Raw genomic sequence first — 19,915 nt, 5'->3', positions numbered from 1 at the left:
GAAAGCTAGCAACTCGCACCGACATTCGCTGCTCGAGCCGGCGGGATCCCCGCCGCGGCCCAGGTCCGGGCAGAAAAAACCCGGCCGCGTGCGGCCGGGGTCGTGAGACCGGAGTGGGGACGGGCGTGCGGCTACAGCAGCACCTGCGCGACCAGTCCCGCGAGCGCGCCGCCGACCAGCGGACCCAGCACCGGCACCCAGGCGTAGGCCCAATCCGCGTCCTTCTTCGTGGTGGCCAGCGGCGCCCCCGGGTTCTCCTCGGTGGCGCGTTGTCCCGAGCGCCCCGCGCCCATATCCGCCGGAATGCGTTCGGGCGCCACGTCCGCGGCATGCCGGGTGGGCAGCAGCGCGTACGCGATCCGCGGCCCGAGATCCCGGGCCGGATTGATCGCGTACCCGGTGGGTCCGCCCAGCGATGCGCCGATCCCGACCACCACCAGCGCCGCCGCCAGCGGACCCAGTCCGCTCGGCGTGTGCCCGAACGCCAGGATCACGTACACCAGCGCGAAGGTGGCGATCACCTCGGTGACGAAGTTCCACCGGTACGAGCGGATCGCCGGTCCCGTCGCGAACACGCCCAGCTTCTTGCCCTCGTCGGGTTCCTCGTCGAAGTGCCGCTTGTAGACCAGGTAGGCCGCGCACGCGCCCAGGAACGCCCCGGTCAGCTGTCCGGAGAGATACGCGAGGGTATTCGCGGCAGTCACCGGAATCCCCGGCGCGTATTCATCGGCGTCGGCGAACAGATTCCCGATGGTGACCGCCGGGTTCAGATGCCCGCCGGTCTTATAGGCGACGTAGACGCCCGCGAATACGCCGAGACCCCATCCGAAGGTGATCAGCAACCACCCGCCGTCATACCCCTTGGACTTTCCCAGCAACACATTGGCGACCACACCCGCGCCCAGCAGGATCAGGATCCCGGTGCCGAACGCCTCGCTGACGAAGATCGAGCCGAAGTTCATGGAGGACCCTCCGATTCGCGCTGACCGCGGTCGCGGCCACACTGATCCCGACCTTACGGTTTCTTACGCAATACAGCAATTATCCCGCTAATCGCGCGTACGATATTCCCGACCGTTCATTTCGGTAGTTCGGATCGCCTTCGGAAATCCAGCGGACACCCTGGAAAACGCTGGTGTGAAAGGATTCGCGATGAATGCCGTTCGCCTCGCGGCGGTCCTGGCGGGCCTGCTCATGGCCTTCGCCGTACCGTCCGCCGCCCACGCCGATCCGGTCTCGTGCACCGGAACACTCGACGCCTGCGTGGCCACGTGTCAGCAGCGTTATCCGGACCTACCCATCCACATCGGCGGCTGCAGCGACTCCAAGACCGGCTGGTACTGCACCACCTGCTACTACAACACCGCTGCCTGATCGGCACCGCCGCCAGATCGCGGACACGACCGAGCGCTGCGCCGGAACTCTTTCCGGCGCAGCGCTTTTCGTGTGTATGAGTGATCGGAACTCGGAGACAATCGGACACCGGCGTCGCCCGGACACCGACGCTGACCAGTCAGCCACCGTGCCGAGCTATCACCGGCGCCGAATCGCCGGTGAACCGGTCGCCGTCGGTGAATCGGTCGCCGTCGGTGGTCAGACCTTGGCGGCGATCAGGCGCGCCGCGTTGGCCGCCTCGTCGTCGAACGCCTCGTTGGCGGCCAATTCCGCGTGCACCCGGTCGTAGTACCGGTTGATCTCGTCATTGGTGCGCTCGTCGTCCCAGCCCAGATGCGGGGCGATCAGCCGCGCGATCTCCGGAGCGGCCTTCAAACCGCGATCGGGCACCTCGATGGAGATGCGGGTCCGGCGGGTCAGCACGTCGTCCAGGTGCAGCGCACCCTCGTGCGTGGCGGCGTACACGGCCTCGGCGGCGAGGTAGTCCGGGGCACCCGGAAGCGGTTCGCGCAGTGCGGGAACCGCGGCGATCAGATCGAAGATGTTCTCGCTCAGCGACCCGTAGCGGCCCAGCAGATGCTCGACGGTCGCCACCGGCAACTCGACCCGCGCCGCGACGTCCCGCACGTTCGCGAGCATGTCCTGATAGCCCACGGCCCCCAGCAGCGGCAGGTTCTCGGTGACCGACACAGCTACATCGCTGCCCAGTCGCTCGGCCGCCGCGTCCACCACATCGCCGGCCATGACGCGGTAGGTGGTGTACTTGCCGCCCGCGATCACGAACAGGCCCGGAGCGGGTTCGGCCACCGCGTGTTCGCGCGAGAGCTTCGAGGTCTGCTTGGACGCACCGGTCATCAGCGGACGCAGCCCCGCGTAGGTGCCGACGATGTCCGCGCGCGTGAGCGGTTCGCGCAGCAGCGAATTGACGTGATCGAGGATGTACTGCACGTCCGCGGCGCTGGCGGTCGGATGGTTCTTGTCCAGCGACCAGTCGGTGTCGGTGGTGCCGATGATCCAGTGCTCGGCCCACGGGATCACGAACAGCACGGACTTCTCGGTCCGCATGATCAAGCCGGTGTCCATGTTCAGCCGGTCGCGCGGGACCATGATGTGCACACCCTTGGACATGCGCACGTGGAAGGGGTACTCCACGCCGGTCATCTTGATCATGTCATCGGTCCACACGCCGGTCGCGCTGATCACGGTGCGCGCCCGGATGCTGTGTTCCAGACCGGTTTCCAGGTCGGTGACCTTCGCGCCGACGACCTGTTCGCCGTCGCGCAGCAGCCCGGTGACCTTGGTGCGGGTGAGCACGGTCGCGCCGTGCTGGGCGGCGGTGCGGGCCAGCATCATGGTGTGGCGGGCGTCGTCGACCTGGGCGTCGTAGTAGCGGATCGCGCCGGTCATGGCGTCTTCCTTGAGCGCCGGAGCCAATTCCAGTGCGCTGGTGCGGGTCAGGTGCCGGTGCATGGGCACCGAGCGCGCTCCGCCGAGGGTGTCGTACAGGGCGACGCCCGCGCCGATGTAGGCGCGCTCCCACACCCGATGCTGCAGCGGGAACAGGAACGAGACCGGGTGCACCAGGTGCGGCGCGAGCTTGTTCAGCAGCAGCCCGCGCTCCTTCAAAGCCTCACGCACCAGCGCGAAGTCGAGCTGCTCCAGGTAGCGCAGGCCACCGTGGATGAGTTTGGAGGACCGGCTCGAGGTCCCGGCCGCGAAGTCGCGGGCCTCCACCAGGGCGACGGACAGCCCGCGCGAGGCGGCGTCCAGGGCCGCGCCGGCGCCGGTGACTCCGCCACCGATCACCAGGACGTCGATCTCGGTGTCGCCGAGCGAATCGATGGCCCGGGTGCGGTAGGCGAGATCCAATTGTGCGGACACGAAATGCTCCTTGCTAGCGGTGGTTTCAGTCTTCTGAGGCGACCCGGGCAGGTGGTTCGGCCGATGCTCAGTCATCGAGATCGACCCAGTCGAGGGTGCGCGAGACGGCCTTGATCCAGCGGGCGTACCCGCGTTCGCGCTGCTCCTCGCTCCAGGTGGGTTGCCAGCGCTTGTCCTCGTGCCAGTTGGCGACGAGTTCGTCGGTGTTGTTCCAGAACCCGACCGCCAACCCGGCCGCGTAAGCCGCACCCAGAGCGGTGGTTTCGGGCACGACCGGCCGCGAGACCGGGACGCCCAGGAAGTCGGCTTGGATCTGCATGGCCAGTTCGTTGGCGGTGACGCCGCCGTCGACCCGCAGCGTCTCGAGTTTCACGCCGGAATCGCGCTGCATGGCCTCGACCACGTCGCGGGTCTGGTAGCAGATGGATTCCAGTGTGGCCCTGGCCAAGTGGGCATTGTTGCTGTAGCGGGACAGCCCGATGATGATGCCGCGGGCGTCCGGCCGCCAGTACGGTGCGAAGAGTCCGGAGAACGCGGGCACGAAGTACACCCCGCCGTTGTCGGTGACCTGTCCGGCGAGCGATTCCATCTGCGAGGCGCCGGAGATGATGCCCAGCTGATCGCGCAGCCACTGCACGGCCGACCCGGTGACCGCGATGGAACCTTCCAGCGCGTACACCGGCTCGGCGTCGCCGAACTGGTAGGCGACGGTGGTCAGCAGGCCGTGCTTGGAGTGCACAATCTCTGTACCGGTATTGAGCATCAGGAAATTCCCTGTGCCGTAGGTGTTCTTGGCCTCACCGGGCTTGAAGCACACCTGCCCGACGGTGGCGGCCTGCTGATCGCCGAGCACGCCCGCGATCGTCACCGAGCCCTTGAACGGGCCCGCGGGATTGGTGGTGCCGAACCCCTCCGGGTTGGCCGAGGGGGCGATGGCCGGGAGCATGGCGCGCGGGACACCGAAGACCTCGAGCAATTCCTCGTCCCAGTCCAGGGTTTCGAGGTCCATCAGCATGGTGCGCGAGGCATTGGTGGAGTCCGTGATGTGCACACCGCCGTGGACGCCGCCGGTGAGATTCCAGATCAGCCAGCTGTCCGGGGTTCCGAACAGGGCGTCGCCGCGCTCGGCGGCCGCGCGCACGCCGTGCACATTGTCGAGAATCCATTTCAGCTTGCCGCCCGAGAAGTACGGCGCCGGAGGCAATCCCGTTCGGTTGCGGATGAGTTCGGTGTGCCCGGCCTTCTCCAGATCGGCGATGATCCGATCGGTGCGGGTGTCCTGCCAGACGATGGCGTTGTAGTAGGGGCGTCCGGTGCGGCGGTCCCACACGATGGTGGTCTCGCGCTGGTTCGTGACGCCGACCGCGGCCAGATCCTCGGCCGTGAGATCGGCCACTGCGAGCGCGGTCTTGATGACTGTGCGAGTACGTTCCCAGATCTCATCAGGATTGTGTTCGACCCAGCCGGCCTTCGGCATGATCTGCTCGTGTTCGAGCTGATGCCGGGCAATCACATCGCCGCCGTGGTCGAACACCATGAATCGCGTGGAGGTCGTGCCTTGATCGATGGCTCCGACGTACTGCGTCATCGCGGTCCTTTCCGGATTCTCGTCATCGAGTCCGCTTGCCCTGGTGAGACCGGTCGCCGCCGGACCCGAACTCGACGCTACGGAGCGATCGGCACCGGTGACAGGGCATGCGTTCGACAATGCCGAACGGTTTGCTGGTAGGTTACGGGAATGCCGGGTCCGATTCAGTCGATCGAGCGCGCGGCGGCCGTGTTGCGTCTGCTCGCCCGCGGATCCGGGCGCATGGCGGTCGGTGAGATCGCGGGTGCGCTGGGGCTGGCCAAGCCCACCGCACATGGGATTCTGCGGACCCTGCAGGGCGTGGGCTTCGTCGATCAGGATCCGGCGAGCGGCAAGTACGGACTCGGCTCGGCCATGCGGCAACTGGGTGCGGGCTACCTCGATGCCAACGAGTTGCGGTCACGTGCGATCAATCGTGCGGACACCCTGGCCGCGCGCAGCGGTGAGTCGGTGCGCATCGCCACGCCGGCGGACGGGGGAGTGCGGGTCATCCACCACGTCTTCCGCCCCGACAATTCCGAACAGGCGCTCGCGGTCGGTGAGATGCTGCCCGCGCACGCCACCGCGCTGGGCAAGGTGCTGCTCGCGTACGACTCGGAACTGTCCGCCGCCGTCCGCGACCGCGACCTGCCCGCCCTGACCCATCGCACGATCGTCGACCACGCCGCCCTGGGCCGGGTGCTGACCGAGATCCGCCGGACCGGCTGGGCGGGGGACATCGGCGAGTACCGATCCGGCGAGGCGGGCATAGCCGCCCCGATTCGCGCCCGCGGTGGCCTGGTGGTCGGCGCGATCGGCATCTCCGGTCCGCTCGAGCATCTGTGCGACGGGCAATTGCGCTTCCGTCCGGCGTTTCTCGGCCAGGTGGGCGACGCCGCCGCGGCAGTGTCCAGGGATCTCGGAGGCGCACAATGACTTTCGGTGAAAGCGTGCACGGATGAGCCAACGGTATGTGCTGGCGATAGATCAGGGCACCACCTCGACCCGCTGCATCCTGTTCGACCAGCGCGCGCGGCTGGCCGGTGTATCGCAGCGCGAGCATCGCCAGCACTATCCGCGTCCCGGCTGGGTGGAGCAGGACGCCTTGGAGATCTGGCGCAATGTCGAGCGCACAGTGCCTGCCGCACTGCGGGATTCGGGCATCACGGTCGATCAGGTCGCCGCCATCGGTATCGCGAACCAGCGCGAGACCACGGTGGTCTGGGATCGCGGCACCGGAACCCCCATCGGCCGGGCCATCGTCTGGCAGGACGTGCGCACCGAGGACTTGGTCAGTGAGTTGCGGGAATCCGCTGACGCGGAACGCATTCGGGAACTCTGCGGCCTCCCGCTGACCACCTACTTCGCAGCGCCCCGGCTGCGCTGGCTGCTGGACAACGTGCCCGGTCTGCGGCAGCGCGCCGAACGCGGCGAGGTGCTGTTCGGGACCATGGAAACCTGGCTCATCTGGAATCTGACCGGCGGCGCGGACCACGGCGTGCACGTCACCGACGTGACGAACGCGGGCCGCACCCTGCTGATGAACCTGGCCACCCTGGCCTGGGACGATGAGTTGCTGCGCTTGTTCGACATCCCCAAGGCCATGCTCCCGCGCATCGAACACTCCACCGGGGAGTTCGGCACCGCCCGGCGGGTGCTGCCCGGCGTCCGGATCGCGGCGGCCCTGGGCGACCAGCACGCGGCCCTCTTCGGCCAGACCTGCTTTGCGCCCGGTGAGACCGAATGCACCTACGGCACAGGCGGTTTCCTCCTGATGAACACCGGCCGCGAGCTGGTGCGCTCCACTCACGGCCTGCTCACCACGATCGGTTATCAGGTAGGCCCCGACCCGGTGTACGCGCTGGAGGGGCCGATCGCGGTGACCGGCTCGCTGGTGCAGTGGCTGCGCGACAACATCGGCCTGATAGCCAGTGCGCCCGAGATCGAAACCCTCGCGGGCACAGTCGAAGACAATGGCGGCTGCTACCTGGTCCCGGCCTTCTCCGGGCTCTACGCGCCGCACTGGCGCAGCGATGCCCGGGGCCTGCTGATCGGCCTGACGTCCTATGTCACCAAGGGCCACATAGCCAGAGCGGTCCTCGAGGCGACCGCGTGGCAGACCCGCGACGTGGTGGAGGCCATGAACGCCGACTCGGGCCTGCACGCCTCCGCGCTGCGAGTGGCAGGCGGGATGACCTCCGACAACCTGCTCATGCAGATCATCGCGGATGTGCTGGACGTACCCGTGATGCGCCCGATGGTCGCGGAGACCGTGTCGCTGGGCGCGGCGTATGCCGCCGGTCTGGCGGTCGGCTACTGGCCGGATCTCGAAGGCCTGCGCCACAACTGGCGAGTAGCAGCCCAATGGCTACCGACGATGAATCCCGAACTGCGTGAACAGGAATACGACAACTGGAAACGGGCCGTGGAGCTCACCTTCGGATGGCTGCGCCCAGAGAAGCGCTTGACTTAACGTGTCAGACATGCGGTTACACGTGGGATGTGCGATGTGGACTCACCCGGAGTGGCAGGAGAAACCCCTGCCCCCGGCCGAACGCCTGCGCTCCTACTCCTCGTGGTGCAACGCGGTCGAAGGAAACACCACGTTCTACGCCACGCCGCAGCGCCGAACCGTGGAATCCTGGGCGCGCCAGACAGATCCGGACTTCCGCTTCGTGATGAAGCTCCCGCGCACAGTCACCCACGAGCGCCGCCTCACCGGCGTCGACGACGAAATGCACGCCTTCCTGGATGCCATCGAGCCGCTCGGCCGACGATTGCACGCGCTCTGGATCCAACTCCCACCCTCCTTCACCGACCTCCGGGCCCTCTCCCACCTGCTCGAGGGCCTGCCGGACCACTACCGCGCAGCCGTCGAGGTGCGTCACCCCGCCTTCTTCCAAAACGCCAGAGCCATAACCCAACTCGAATCGATCCTGCAGGCCGCCGGCGCCGAGTGGATTCCCTTCGACACCACCACCCTCTTCGCCACCCCACCCGTCAGCCCCGCCGAGCAAGAGGCCTACGCCAAGAAGCCCCGAGCCCCCCGCCGCACCCGCGCCCTCACCGAATACCCGATAGTCCGCTACCACGGCCGCGACGACCTCGCGACAACCGTCGCGGGCTGGCAGCCCTGGGTGAAGGTCGTCGCCGACTGGCTCATCGAGGGCCGCTCGCCGACGATGTTCATCCATACGCCCGACAATGCCCGCGCCCGAACTCTCGCCCGTCGCTTCCACGACGACGTGAGGGCCCGGATAACCGAGCTCGATCCGCTCCCGGATCCGATCCCCACCGATCCGATGACATTGTTCTGATCCGGCTTGCCGGGTGCGGTGCGGGATGGACAGCTCGATCGGCCTGTGGATGAGCGGGGTGATTGCGAACAACTAGATTGTCTGAATACGTGCAGTTCAGATAGGGTTTTCTGTTCCATTCGGTGATCTCACGCGGTAGAATTAGCACATGCGTTCGAACGAGACAGGGATCGGAGACACTGCGGGGGCCGAGCTGGCCACCGCAGTCGACACCCTGCTCGATGCGAACCTCGCGCCGTTGACCGATGACGGAGTCACTGAACTGATGCGCTCGGTGGAAACCAGCAAACGACGCCTCGCTGCGTTGGAGCACCGACTGGTGGTCGAGGTCGTGGAACGGTCCATCCCGCAACGCGCAGGCGTGCGCGACGTAGTGCGGTTCCTGGAACAAGCACTGCGGCTCTCGCACCGGGAAGCGTTCGGGCGCATGAAAGCCGCTCAGCAGTTCGGGATCTGGCACGACATCACCGGACAAGACCTCGAACCTTTGCTGGCCTATACCGCGAAAGCCCAAGCCGCCGGGGAAATCTCGCCCGAGCACGCCCGCACGATCGGCACGATCATGCACCGACTCCCGCACGCCATCTCGCGTGCAGACCGCGACGCCGCCGAACAAGTCATGGCCGAGCACGCGCGGTGTGGGTCTCCTGATGACTTGCCCCGGATCGGCAATTCCCTGTCCGCGCACCTGGACCCCGACGGGACACTCACCGACGACACCGACCGCGCCCGTATGCGGGGGATCGTGTTGTGCGACCAACGCCTCGACGGGATGTCCTTGCTGAAAGGCGAGATCACCCCCGCGTTGCGGGCGCTGCTGGAACCGGTCCTGGCGAAACTGGCCCGCCCCGGCATGTGCAATCCCGAGGACCCGGACAGCCCATTCGCTGACACCGAGCACGTGACCCGCGAAATCCTCGACGCCGCCGCCCAACGCGATAGCCGCAGCGCCGCGCAACGCAATCACGATGCGCTGCTGGCATTCCTGCGCCCGGAAATAGGACCCGGCAAACTCGGATCCCATCGTGGTTTGCCGGTGGAAGCGATCGTCACCATGACCCTCGCGGAGCTCGAAGAGGCTGCCGGAGTGGCCACCACCGCCTCGGGCGGCACGGTGTCCATCCCCGAAGCCCTCAAACTCGCCGAACGGTCCAAGCCGTTCCTGGCTTTGTTCGACCACACCGGCATGCCCCTGCATCTCGGGCACGGGGAACGCCTCGCGAGCCCGGCCCAGCGCAGGGTGTTGATCGCTGCCGAGCGTGGCTGCACCCGCCCGGGGTGTAGTGCTCCCGCGACGTTGGCTGCGGTGCATCACATCACCGAACACAGCAAGGGCGGACCCACCGATATCGAGAACCTCACCTTGGCCTGCGACGCGTGCCACGCGTTGGTGCACGACGGCCCTGGTGGTTGGAAAACGATTGTGATGGGCAAGAATTCAGAATTCCCCGGCCGCACGGGCTGGATCGCACCGATCCATATCGACCCCACTCGCACTCCTAGGGTGAATCATCGGCATCATCCCGGGGAGATGCTCGCCGCCGCCCAAGCGCGACTGCGTGCCCGGGAACGACGAGAGCGGGCTCGTCATCGGGAGTTCCTCGATCACCGTGATTCTCCGGTCGATCGAAGCTGAACCCACCACCCACTACACCAGGCACACCGGCTCCCTTGCGGGGACCGGTGCTGTCCTGGTTCGCCCGGTGCAAGCCCATGCACCCGAGCGCTTTCAGGCCACACCGCACGCACACTCGGGCACGGGCACTGAGAGGAAGATGGACATGGAGATGAAAGATCCTGCGCCAGTGAGCGATCCGTACACGCGACTGCCGCTGACACCGCGCGCCGCCGGAGCGGAAGACTCGGTGCCTGCCGCTCTCACGTACTTCTCTCACGGCACAAGAGCCGACGCTGGTTCCGCACCAACACTCGTACACCCCTGTGGTGTTGCTGCGGAAAAGATGGCAGTGCTGGTCATTTCGCCTGCCGTACCCGACCTGGGCTCCCCAGCCGGGAGCCGTCCTCTCTCGTCCCGGCCTGGTTGGATGGCCGTGGTCACCACTCGAGCACTCCACACCACCACCCACATGCCCTACTGGCCCGCATGCCCTTGCTGGCATGAGTGCCCTGCACCCCCTCCACACCCGACATCCGGCAGACCTCGATACCGCCGGTTGCGCAGGCTCTTCTTCCCTTCTCTTCCAGGCATCTTTGTCTTTGTCTTGTAATCGTTTACAGCCCAACCAGTTTCAGACCACACGATCAGCAGGAACGATCCGCACCACAGTGGTGTACTGGGCGGCCGCGTGGATGTCATCCCGCTGTGGCAGCCCCTCGGGAGTCCGCCGAACCCCGTAGTACTTGGAGTCACCCGGGGTGGCAGCCAGGAACCCGGCGAGGCTCTCAGCCACGCTCTCGGGATCCTTGATGACCGTGGCGGTCCCGAAGACCACCCGCCGCCCGATGAGCATCTCCACGGGCGCGCCGCCCTGCAGATTGATCCACCACTTGCTGTCGGTGTAGCAGGTGATGGCGTTCTCGGAGCGCACGTACCGCACCACCGCCGTGTACTGCTTGCCGCTCTTGCGGCCGGTGAAGGTCAGCTCCATGGTGTTGCGGCTCATAATCCGATGGAACGGTGATCGCAAGAGTCGCTTGACGATCCAGTTCACATAGCTGGGAACGGTGGGCGGTGTGGCGGTCGTGGTCATGTGATCCCCCGGAAGTCGATGCTCCACGTGCGTGTTCGTTCGTGACGGTACGCCGCGGAGTCCGACCGGGCATCAGGGAAAACCATGAAAAACGCCGCACCGGAACGAATTCCGGTGCGGCGCGACGATACGGGTCGGTCAGCTGATCAGTTGCTTTTCGCGACGCGCGGCATCACGTGCCAGGGAGCGGTCGCGCTGTTCCTCGAAGCGAATCACGTCCTTGCGGAGGTTCTCCAGGAATTCGCCGAGATCGTTGCGGAGTTCCTCGCCATAGGGGCCGAAGTCGGTGCGCTCGAAGATATTCCACTTCTTGAGCACCGGCATCACGACCTCTTCGAGATGTTGGCGCAGATCGTAGATTCCGTGCTTGGCCATGATCACTCCATTGCGCCGGAAGTCGGGCATTCCGGCACCGGGCATTTGGAAGCCCTTGATGATGTGGGTGATGGCTTCCATCGCCTGATCCGGAGCGACATCCAGTGCCGCGGCACAGATATTCCGGTAGAAGATCATGTGCAGGTTCTCGTCGGCGGCGATGCGCTGCAGCATGCGATCCGCTATGGGGTCATTGCACACTTTGCCCGTATTGCGATGCGAAACGCGTGTCGCCAGTTCCTGAAAAGTCACATACGCGACGGAGAACATGAAACCGCCGTCCGCGCGAATATCGGTGGTAGCCGCGCGTTCTCGCACCAGATCGACCGCGCTGTAGCCATTGGTCATATGGATCATGCGAGCCTGCTCGAGCGCCACCGGATCCACACCGCGGGTCACCACGAGGTAGTCCCGCAACACGATGCCGTGCCGGTTCTCCTCGGCGGTCCAACGCCCGACCCAGGTGCCCCAGGCCCCATCCTGGGAAAAGTTCTCGGCGATCTCCCGGTGATAACTGGGAAGATTGTCCTCGGTCAGCAGATTGGTGATCATGGCCGCCTTGGCGACCTCGTTGAGACGCGACTGCCCGGGATCCCAGTCGATGCCATCCATAGCTGCGAAGTTGCGACCCTCATCCCACGGCACGTAGTCGTGTGGATTCCAGGGTTTGGCCATGGATAGATGCCTGTTCACGTTCGCTTCGGCAATCGGCTCCAGCTCGATGAGCAACTCGAGCTGCGTCAGATTCCTGGCCACGGTCGTGTGCCTCCCTCGAAAACACTGGACGCTGCGGAATGATGGTGGAGATCTATACCTGCCGACCGACCGCCGACAGTGGAAGAACGGAATTTCAGGCGATGGCCGCCATGGCGAAGGGGACCGCCGGAGCAGATCCGGGGGAGCCTGCGTGTCGCTCGAGGAGCCTGGTCGGCTTTGCCTCGGATAATCTAGCTCAGTTCGCCGGAGATTGGCTTCACCCCCGCCGTTGTGTCTTTCGGCCGGGTGCTCTCGCTAGTGCGCAGCTCAGTCCTTGACAGCCAACGCGATCCGATACCTGGTTCGCCGGAGCATTGCTACGGAGATGAACAATGCAGAAGCCCATTCGTAGGAAATTTCCCGATGTTGTAGTCACCTCGCTTGCAGCCACCACCTCGATCGCCGGCGACGTGGATTCGACCTGGAAGGGACTGCTCAACGGCGAGAGCGGAATCGACGTCCTGGAGGACAGCTTCCTGGACGACTTCGGACTCCCGGTTCGAATCGGCGGCCACCTCAAGGTTTCCCCCGCTGATCAGCTCACCCGTGCCGAATGCCGTCGCCTGTCCTACGTCGAGCAGATGGCGCTGGTGCTCGGCCGGGAGGCCTGGCGCAACGCCGGAAGTCCGGAGGTGGACGGGGAGCGGCTCGGCGTGGCCATCGGCACCGGCCTGGGCGGTGCGGAGATCCTCATCGACGCGCACAGCAAGCTCAAGAACGGCGGCTACCGCAAGGTCTCGCCGTTGACGATCCAGGCGATCATGCCGAATGGCCCGGCAGCGGTGGTGAGTGTCGAGTTCGGCGCGAAAGCCGGTGTGACCACGCCCGTTTCGGCCTGTTCGTCTGGTTCGGAGGCGATCGCGAACGCCTGGCGCATGGTGGTCATGGGTGATGCCGACATGGTCATCACCGGCGGCGTGGAAGGCTCGATCCAGGCGCTGCCCATCGCGGGCTTCTCCATGATGCGCGCCATGAGCACTCGCAATCACGATCCCAAGGCGGCCTCGCGTCCGTTCGACCGTGATCGCGACGGCTTCGTCTTCGGCGAGGCGGGTGCGCTCATGATCATCGAAACCGAGGAGCACGCGAAGGCGCGCGGCGCGACCATTCACGCTCGAATCATGGGCGCGGGCATCACATCCGACGGTTTCCACCTCGTCGCCCCGGACCCGGAGGGCTCGGGCGCGGCGCGCGCCATGGGACGCGCCATGGAACACGCTGGGATTTCCAAATCCGATGTGTCGCACATCAATGCACATGCGACCGCCACGCCGATCGGCGACACGGCCGAAGCGAACGCCATCTATCTGGCCGTCGGCAATCATGCGGCAGTCTATGCGCCGAAGTCCGCTTTGGGGCATTCCATCGGCGCTGTCGGTGCGCTCGAATCCGTGATCACCGTGCTCACCGTGCGTGACGGAATCATTCCGCCCACGCTGAATTTGGACAATCAGGACCCTGAAATCGACCTCGACGTGGTCAAAGGCCAAGCCCGGCCGGGCACCTACGACTACGCGCTGAACAACTCGTTCGGCTTCGGCGGGCACAACGTCGCTTTGGCGTTCGGCCGGTACTGAGTGACTCCGAATCCCGGCACCTGCTAGTGTTCCTCAGCCCCAGCTACTCCCGGGCCTTCGGTGTCGATTCTTGTTCGGTGTCACTGCACAGTCATTTCTGTGAGTTGAAAAAGGATAGGGAATGATCGGCGAGACTTTCGATGACTATCTGGACGAGCACGGCAACATCAGGATCCCCCGCAACCAGACCTTGATCGACTTCGTCGACAAGCACAGTGCGGCCAACGGGGACGAGCTCGCCTACCGCTACATCGACTATTCACGTGAACGCGACGGCGAGTATTTCGAGCTCACCTGGAACGAGTTCGGAGTCCGGCTGCGCGCCGTGGCCGCCCGGTTGCAGCAGGTCACGCAGCCGGGCGACCGCGTCGCGATTCTGGCTCCGCAGGGCTTGGACTACATCGTGTCGATGTTCGCGGCGGTGTATGCCGGCAATATCGCTGTGCCGCTGTTCGATCCGGATGAGCAAGGCCATTCGGATCGGCTGTACGCGGTGCTCGAGGACTGCGCGCCCGCCGCCATCCTGACGGTCGGCTCGGCCGCCGCCGGAGTGCGGGCCATCTTCAAGCACCTGCCTGCGCAGCAGCGCCCGCGAATCATTGCCGTGGAGGCGATTCCGGACAACGTGGGGCAGAGCTGGGTGCCCCCGGACATCCACATCGACAGCGTCGCGTACCTGCAGTACACGTCCGGATCCACCCGCACTCCCGCGGGCGTGGAGATCACCCACCGGGCCGTGGGTACCAACCTGCTGCAGATGATCCGCGCCATCGGCATCACCGAGAAGGCGCGCGGCGTCACCTGGTTGCCGCTGTTCCACGACATGGGCCTGCTGACGGTCATTCTCCCGACCATCGGCGGCAAGTTCATCACCATCATGTCGCCCAGCGCCTTCGTGCGCCGGCCGTACCGGTGGATCAAGGAGCTTGCCGCGCAGGAGGACGGGGCCGAGATCTTCGCGGCCGCACCGAATTTCGCCTTCGAGCATGCGGCGGCCCGTGGGCTGCCCAAGCCGGGGGAGGAGCTCGATCTGTCCAATGTCATCGGGCTCATCAACGGCAGCGAGCCGGTCTCGGTGACCTCGATGACGAAGTTCAACGACGCGTTCGCTCCCTACGGCATGCCCAAGACCGCGATCAAGCCCTGCTACGGGATGGCCGAGGCCACCCTGTTCGTGTCCGCGACCCGTCGCGACGACGAGGCCCGCACTGTCTACGTGGACCGCGGGCAGCTCAACGCCGGACGCATGACCGAGGTGGACCAGCACGCGGAAGATGCTGTGGCACAGGTGTCCTGCGGCTATGTCGCGCTGTCGCAGTGGGCGGTCATCGTGGATCCCGAGACCGCCGCGGAGAAGTCCGACGGCGAGGTCGGCGAGATCTGGCTGTCCGGGCAGAACATGGGCATCGGTTACTGGGGACGCCCCGAGGAAACCGTGGCCACCTTCCAGAACCGGCTCGCCACGCGGCAGCCCCACGGCAGTCACGCCGAGGGCACCACCGCGGACGCACTGTGGATGCGCACCGGCGATTTCGGCGCGTACCTGGACGGCGAGCTCTACATCACCGGCCGCGTCAAGGATCTGGTGATCGTGGACGGTCGCAATCACTACCCGCAGGATCTGGAGTACTCCGCCCAGGAGTCCAGCACCGCGCTGCGCCCGGGATTCGTCGCCGCCTTCTCGGTGTCGGCGAACCAGATGCCGCAGCCCGAGTCCGACGACGCCGCCGAACAATTGGTGATAGTGGCCGAACGCGGCACGGGCGCAGCCAAATTGGATCCGGAACCGATCACCGAAACGGTGCGCGCGGCCATCGCCAAGCGGCACGGAGTGACGGTGCGGGATCTGCTGCTGGTGCCGGCCGGATCGATTCCCCGCACCTCCAGCGGAAAGATCGCGCGGCGGGCCTGCAAGGCGGCGTATGTCGAGGGAAGGCTGCGCGGTGGTCACCGCCAGACGGCTTTCCCCGATCAGGTCGAGTGATAGATGTGCGGGCGCCGGGCGTAGTCCGGCGCTGAGGGATGGAGCGGCGCTGGGTGATCCAGCCACGCTGAGTGATCCGCTGACGTATTGGGTGAGTCGCCGGTTCTGAGTTGTCGGCTGGCGTCGAAGATTCACCGGAGTTGAACTGTCTGGGTTGATGTCGGCACAGCTGCATCCAGCCACAGCTGCATCCAGCGCAGGGCGTCGCCGTCTACTCGGCGGCGCCCTGACGCCTTGCCATCGCTTGGACGGTGTATAGCCAGACCGGTCTGTATGCTCTGCGGCCGTGTGGATTTCTGCCCGAGGCGGGCTACTGGTCGCGATGAGTGCTGCTGTGGTGGCGGTGTCCGGTGCGGCGCCCGCCGCGGTGGCGGAGCCGGGCGCTGCGCCCGGGGGTGTGCCCGCGGCGGTGTGCGGTACGCCGCTCTCGGGCGACGAGCTAGCGCGAATCGGGGAGCTGTCCGATACCGGTGATCTCGCCGGAGACTCGCTGCAGCGGCTGGAGACGGCGGTGACCCGCAATCAGGAGATCACCCGGATCCTGGTGTCGCACCGCGATCGCCGGGCGCTGTTCGGCATCGGCCTGGACGGGGTCGAGGAGGTCGCGGTGATGCCGCTGCAGCGTGATCCGGGCGCGTTCCAGGACCGTGAGTACGCGCACTCGATCAGCCTCGAACTGCTGAGCCGGTACCTGAACAATCTGCACGCGGCCTTCACCGGCGGCGTGGTCGAGGCGCACTGGGCGCGGTACTTCGCGCTCGCGGCGCAGTGCGAGGTGTCGGGCGCGCGGGCCGCGATGGTCGGCTACGGCGCGCACCTGGCGGTGGATCTGCCGTATTCGGTTGCGGCCGTGCACAGCACACCGGAGGACGCGCCGGATTACTTCAAGATCGTGGCGGCCATCGCGGGCGCGGGCGATGTGATCATCGATCGGACCGAGCAGGTCTACAACGCGGATCTGGGGCCGCTGTGGCGGTTCTACTTCGTCGGCGAGGGCCTGGACCTCCTGGTGGGCAAGGGCGTAGCCACCAAGCCCCTGCTCGTGCTCGCCGACCTCGGCGCGAACGTGCTGATCTTCGGAAACGGCCTGGCACTGCAGGATCCGGCCCTGCACGACGCCACGGCGGCGGAAATCGCGGCGCTGTTCGGCGCGGCGGACGTGGCATTCGACGTACTGGCACAGCTGCACGCACTCTGAGACGAGGCGGCCGTTGCTCAGCTTGCTGTGTCGTTGGGGGTGGGCGCGATGATGTGGGCGCGGCCGCCGGATGCCTTGGCCCAGTACATGCTGTAGTCGGCGGCCTGGAGCAGGTCGTCGGCGGTGGTGTGGGCGGCGTACTCCTCGGCCATGCCTACGCTGGCGGTGACGGTGAGTAAATGCCCGTTGACGTCGAAGGGCTTTTCGAAGGCGCGGCGGACCTCGCGGGCGATCCGGTCCACGGTGTCGTGGGAGTCCGGCACCAGGATGACGAATTCGTCGCCGCCCATGCGCGCCACCAGGTGTCCGGGACCGGTGGCGCAGCCGCTCAATCGGGTGGCCGCCTGGGTCAGGAGTTCGTCGCCGACGGCGTGTCCGAAGGTGTCGTTGACCGCCTTGAAACGGTCGAGATCGACGTAGCAGAGCCCGATTCGGGCATCGGCCGCGTCGAACGCGGCGGTGAGGGCATCGAAGAATCGGGAGCGATTGGCCAGCCCGGTGAGCTGATCGTGGTGTGCCCGATAGTGCAATCGCTCGCTCAGTGCCCGCTGCTCGGAGATGTCCTCGACCAGGATGAGCGTGTACTGCGGTAGCCCCTGATCGTCCCGGATGAGCGAGACGTTGATCTTGGTCCACACCGTCCGGCCGTCCCGGTGCGGATAGGCCTTCTCCAGATGGACATTGTCGACGTCGCCGCGCAGGACCGCCGCGTAGAGCGGCCACATGGTGGGATCGTCGTCGGGATGGCTGAGATCGGTGACGTCCAGTGCGGTCATCTCGGCGGGGCTGTAGCCGAGCATGTTCGCGAAAGCGGCGTTGACCTCGATGATTCGGCCGGTCATATCGGATAGTCCGGTGCCGATTCCGGCCTGGGCGAACACCGCGCGGAACCGGGCCTCGCTGTCGCGCAACTGCTCCTGCACGCGCAGCCGGGCGGCGATATCGGCCACCCGCACGCTCTCCTGCTCGGCCAGCAACCATCGCCGGAAGGCCCGAACGTACCCGGTCGTGAACGCTCCGAGCAGCTCCGCGGACCGCGCGGTGGACACGGCGGACAGGCCGCCGAAATAGGCGTCGAGGACCGCGATGCTGCGCCCCAGAACCTGATTCCCGACGAAGTGCGAGGTGGCCAGTTCCGCCCCGAATTCCGCTGCGCGCTCGCCGGATCCGGCGCCGCGAGCGAGCGCGTCGAACGCGCGGGCCAGGCGGCTGAGCAGTGCGTGGGCTTCGGCTCGGCTCATGGGCACCACATGGTCGCGGGCTCCGCTGTCGATCGCGGTAGTCCACTCCTGCGCCAGCGCTTTCCAGCCCTCGGCCGGCGCTGTCCACTCCTCGGCCACTTCGGCGTGCGGGCCGCCCTGCTCCGGCCCACCCCCGGGATCCGACGCCATGAGGGTCGATGGTAGCCCGACCGGTCGGTGGTCGCGAACCCCGACCTCCTGGCGAACAGTGGGATATCATTGCGGCGCTTCACGATTGAGAACGAACCGCGCGTGCGGTTTCGAGAGGGGTTGTGGGACCGATGACCAGACCGAGTTGGGCTCCCGAGGGCATCGATTTGGACCGACCCAGCGCCTCGCGTGTGTACGACTACTTCGTCGGCGGCATGCACAACTTCGAGATCGATCGCGAATTGGCGCACATGATCGAGAAGTTCACGCCCAACGTCGCGGAGACCATGCGCGCCAACCGAGATCTGTTGCGCCGCTGCGTACGTTTCCTCTCCGACGAGGGCATCGACCAGTTCCTGGATCTCGGGTCGGGCATCCCCACCGTCGGCAACGTGCACGAGGTCGCCCAGGCGCGCAATCCCGAGGCGAAGGTCGTCTACGTGGACATCGACCCGGTCGCCGTGGCGCACAGCCAGGCGATCCTGGACGGCGTCCCGAACACCGCGATCGTGCACGCCGACGTGGCCGATCCCGCAACGATTCTGGCCGATCCCGCGGTGGCGCGGCTGCTCGACTTCGAGCGCCCGATCGCGGTATTGCTGCTCGGGGTACTGCATTTCGTGCCGGACGAGGCCGACCCGGGCGCGGGCGTGGCGCGACTGCTCGAGGTGTGCGCGCCAGGCAGCTATGTGGCCATCACCCATGCCACCGCCGACGGTCAGCCCGCGGAAGTACTTGAGGCACAGAAGCTTTCGGGCCGAACCTCGACCGAGATCTCGCTGCGTAGCAAGGACGAGATCGCGGCGTATTTCGCGGACTGGACGCTGGTGGAACCGGGACTGGTGCAGTTGCCGCTGTGGCGGCCCGAGAACGCCGAGGACGTCGGTGACCATCCGGAGCACTCGGGCGCATACGGCGGAGTCGCGCGCAAGGGGTAGCAAGGGTTAGGCGGCGCGCTGGGTTTCGGTCGGCGCGGGTGATCCGGCCGCGGGTGATCCGGCCGCGGTGATCCAGCTCAGTATTTTCCGTGGCGCACATGGTCGGCGAGCGCCGTGAGCGCCGCCGTCAGCCGGTCGCGGACCTCCGGGTCCGCGACCGTACCGTCTTCGCCGATCATGGGTTGCATCACGGTGATTCGAGAGCTCGCGGAGTCGACGACCTCCGCGCCGACGTAGCCCAGCACCGTGCGCAGGGTGGCGACGGCGGCGTCGCCCCGGCCCTCGTACGCGACATTGATCCAGGCGACCGGCTTCTCGTTGAGGTCGCCGGTGCCGACCGTCCATTCCAGCAGGTTCTTGAGGCTGCCCGGAATCATCCCGGCGTACTCGGGCGTGCAGAACAGCACGGCATCGGCGGCGGCGATCCGCGTGTGCAGGGACTCGACCGCGGCCGGGTCGGGCTGATCGCCGGGAACGAACGGCGGCAGGTCCAGCAGGCCGTCGTACAGGCTCGCCTCGACGCCGTCCGGCGCGGTGGCGGCCACGGTGCGCAGGGCGGAGGTGTTGGTCGAGCTGGCGCGGGTGCTGCCCGAGATCAGCAGGACATGCAGGGGAGTGCTCACCACATCGGCAACGTACCTGGGTGCGGGGCTATTTCACGATGATCCGTCCCACCGTGTGGGAGGGGTTGGAACAAGGGCTGTCCACTCTACGCATTTTAGGTATCGTGGCTTGCAGGAGTGCTGTCCCGGACAGTTGTCACCGCCCGGATTCGATTGCGCGACAGTTACATAGAGCAAGGTTTGTGCGAGAAGGGCAGGCAAC

16 protein-coding genes are annotated in these 19,915 nt (G+C 66.4%); 9 read left to right on the top strand and 7 right to left on the bottom strand.

Annotation, left to right across the window (positions count from 1 at the left end; all coding sequences use genetic code 11):
• Nucleotides 1-131 precede the first annotated feature (131 nt).
• Nucleotides 132-962 carry an MIP/aquaporin family protein gene (locus tag NJ1_RS31510; RefSeq protein WP_067701690.1) on the bottom strand — a complete coding sequence of 277 codons (831 nt, stop codon included), beginning with the start codon at nt 960-962 and terminating at the stop codon, nt 132-134.
• 190 nt (nt 963-1,152) lie between these two features.
• Between NJ1_RS31510 and NJ1_RS31505 the strand changes: the two genes are divergently transcribed.
• Entirely contained in the window at nt 1,153-1,374 is a 222-nt protein-coding gene (locus NJ1_RS31505; RefSeq protein WP_157574392.1) for a hypothetical protein, read from the top strand.
• A gap of 219 nt (nt 1,375-1,593) precedes the next feature.
• Here NJ1_RS31505 and glpD read toward each other — a convergent pair whose 3' ends face one another.
• Entirely contained in the window at nt 1,594-3,276 is a 1,683-nt protein-coding gene (gene glpD / locus NJ1_RS31500; protein ID WP_067701897.1) for a glycerol-3-phosphate dehydrogenase, read from the bottom strand.
• Nucleotides 3,277-3,343: 67 nt separating this feature from the next.
• Nucleotides 3,344-4,864 carry a glycerol kinase GlpK gene (gene glpK / locus NJ1_RS31495; RefSeq protein WP_067701686.1) on the bottom strand — a complete coding sequence of 507 codons (1,521 nt, stop codon included), beginning with the start codon at nt 4,862-4,864 and terminating at the stop codon, nt 3,344-3,346.
• A gap of 150 nt (nt 4,865-5,014) precedes the next feature.
• Here glpK (NJ1_RS31495) and NJ1_RS31490 point away from each other — a divergent pair, with 150 nt between their 5' ends.
• From NJ1_RS31490 to NJ1_RS31475, 4 genes are all read left to right on the top strand, one after another.
• Nucleotides 5,015-5,779, top strand: coding sequence for an IclR family transcriptional regulator (locus NJ1_RS31490; protein ID WP_067701684.1), 765 nt, complete (start codon nt 5,015-5,017; stop codon nt 5,777-5,779).
• Between the two features lie 22 nt (nt 5,780-5,801).
• Nucleotides 5,802-7,316, top strand: coding sequence for a glycerol kinase GlpK (glpK, locus tag NJ1_RS31485; RefSeq protein ID WP_067701682.1), 1,515 nt, complete (start codon nt 5,802-5,804; stop codon nt 7,314-7,316).
• Nucleotides 7,317-7,326: 10 nt separating this feature from the next.
• Nucleotides 7,327-8,160 (top strand): DUF72 domain-containing protein, encoded by an 834-nt coding sequence (locus NJ1_RS31480; RefSeq protein WP_067701894.1) that lies wholly within the window; start codon nt 7,327-7,329, stop codon nt 8,158-8,160.
• A 148-nt stretch (nt 8,161-8,308) separates the two neighbouring features.
• Nucleotides 8,309-9,796, top strand: coding sequence for an HNH endonuclease signature motif containing protein (locus NJ1_RS31475; RefSeq protein ID WP_067701680.1), 1,488 nt, complete (start codon nt 8,309-8,311; stop codon nt 9,794-9,796).
• Between the two features lie 613 nt (nt 9,797-10,409).
• Here NJ1_RS31475 and NJ1_RS31470 read toward each other — a convergent pair.
• Nucleotides 10,410-10,871 carry a PNPOx family protein gene (locus NJ1_RS31470; RefSeq protein WP_067701678.1) on the bottom strand — a complete coding sequence of 154 codons (462 nt, stop codon included), beginning with the start codon at nt 10,869-10,871 and terminating at the stop codon, nt 10,410-10,412.
• Nucleotides 10,872-11,009: 138 nt separating this feature from the next.
• Nucleotides 11,010-12,002: an acyl-ACP desaturase gene (locus NJ1_RS31465; RefSeq protein WP_067701676.1), complete on the bottom strand. Its 993-nt coding sequence runs from the start codon at nt 12,000-12,002 to the stop codon at nt 11,010-11,012.
• A gap of 332 nt (nt 12,003-12,334) precedes the next feature.
• On the opposite strand from NJ1_RS31465, the gene NJ1_RS31460 reads away from it, so the two are divergent.
• The 3 genes from NJ1_RS31460 to NJ1_RS31450 all read left to right on the top strand — a co-directional run bounded on the left by NJ1_RS31460 (nt 12,335) and on the right by NJ1_RS31450 (nt 16,761).
• Nucleotides 12,335-13,579, top strand: coding sequence for a KasA/KasB family beta-ketoacyl-ACP synthase (locus NJ1_RS31460; protein WP_067701673.1), 1,245 nt, complete (start codon nt 12,335-12,337; stop codon nt 13,577-13,579).
• 124 nt (nt 13,580-13,703) lie between these two features.
• On the top strand, nt 13,704-15,563 hold the full coding sequence (fadD32, locus tag NJ1_RS31455; protein WP_157574404.1) for a long-chain-fatty-acid--AMP ligase FadD32: 1,860 nt from the start codon (nt 13,704-13,706) through the stop codon (nt 15,561-15,563).
• 322 nt (nt 15,564-15,885) lie between these two features.
• The gene (locus tag NJ1_RS31450) at nt 15,886-16,761 is read left to right on the top strand and encodes a DUF5995 family protein (protein ID WP_067701668.1); all 876 of its coding nucleotides are present in this window, start codon (nt 15,886-15,888) and stop codon (nt 16,759-16,761) included.
• 17 nt (nt 16,762-16,778) lie between these two features.
• Here NJ1_RS31450 and NJ1_RS31445 read toward each other — a convergent pair whose 3' ends face one another.
• Entirely contained in the window at nt 16,779-18,152 is a 1,374-nt protein-coding gene (locus NJ1_RS31445) for a GGDEF domain-containing protein (RefSeq protein WP_067701666.1), read from the bottom strand.
• A gap of 131 nt (nt 18,153-18,283) precedes the next feature.
• Here NJ1_RS31445 and NJ1_RS31440 point away from each other — a divergent pair, with 131 nt between their 5' ends.
• A complete protein-coding gene (locus tag NJ1_RS31440) occupies nt 18,284-19,090 on the top strand; it encodes an SAM-dependent methyltransferase (protein WP_067701664.1) in 807 nt (268 codons plus the stop codon).
• Nucleotides 19,091-19,167: 77 nt separating this feature from the next.
• Here the strand turns inward: NJ1_RS31440 and NJ1_RS31435 are convergent, their stop codons facing one another.
• A complete protein-coding gene (locus tag NJ1_RS31435; RefSeq protein WP_067701662.1) occupies nt 19,168-19,716 on the bottom strand; it encodes an NADPH-dependent FMN reductase in 549 nt (182 codons plus the stop codon).
• Between the last annotated feature and the right edge of the window lie 199 nt (nt 19,717-19,915).

Source organism: Nocardia jejuensis NBRC 103114 (assembly GCF_001613145.1).
In the GTDB taxonomy this organism is placed as follows: Bacteria; Actinomycetota; Actinomycetes; order Mycobacteriales; family Mycobacteriaceae; genus Nocardia; species Nocardia jejuensis.
The sequence above is the reverse complement of the archived record's forward strand: the minus strand, read 5'-3'. Positions and strand labels throughout refer to the sequence as shown.

Bases quoted from the DNA above. Each gene is read 5' to 3' on its own strand.
- NJ1_RS31510 (WP_067701690.1), bottom strand. From the start codon at position 962: ATGAACTTCGGCTCGATCTTCGTCAGCGAGGCGTTCGGCACCGGGATC.
- NJ1_RS31505 (WP_157574392.1), top strand. From the start codon at position 1,153: ATGAATGCCGTTCGCCTCGCGGCGGTCCTGGCGGGCCTGCTCATGGCC.
- glpK (WP_067701686.1), bottom strand. From the start codon at position 4,864: ATGACGCAGTACGTCGGAGCCATCGATCAAGGCACGACCTCCACGCGA.
- NJ1_RS31490 (WP_067701684.1), top strand. From the start codon at position 5,015: ATGCCGGGTCCGATTCAGTCGATCGAGCGCGCGGCGGCCGTGTTGCGT.
- glpK (WP_067701682.1), top strand. From the start codon at position 5,802: ATGAGCCAACGGTATGTGCTGGCGATAGATCAGGGCACCACCTCGACC.
- NJ1_RS31480 (WP_067701894.1), top strand. From the start codon at position 7,327: ATGCGGTTACACGTGGGATGTGCGATGTGGACTCACCCGGAGTGGCAG.
- NJ1_RS31475 (WP_067701680.1), top strand. From the start codon at position 8,309: ATGCGTTCGAACGAGACAGGGATCGGAGACACTGCGGGGGCCGAGCTG.
- NJ1_RS31470 (WP_067701678.1), bottom strand. From the start codon at position 10,871: ATGACCACGACCGCCACACCGCCCACCGTTCCCAGCTATGTGAACTGG.
- NJ1_RS31460 (WP_067701673.1), top strand. From the start codon at position 12,335: ATGCAGAAGCCCATTCGTAGGAAATTTCCCGATGTTGTAGTCACCTCG.
- NJ1_RS31450 (WP_067701668.1), top strand. From the start codon at position 15,886: ATGAGTGCTGCTGTGGTGGCGGTGTCCGGTGCGGCGCCCGCCGCGGTG.
- NJ1_RS31445 (WP_067701666.1), bottom strand. From the start codon at position 18,152: ATGGCGTCGGATCCCGGGGGTGGGCCGGAGCAGGGCGGCCCGCACGCC.
- NJ1_RS31440 (WP_067701664.1), top strand. From the start codon at position 18,284: ATGACCAGACCGAGTTGGGCTCCCGAGGGCATCGATTTGGACCGACCC.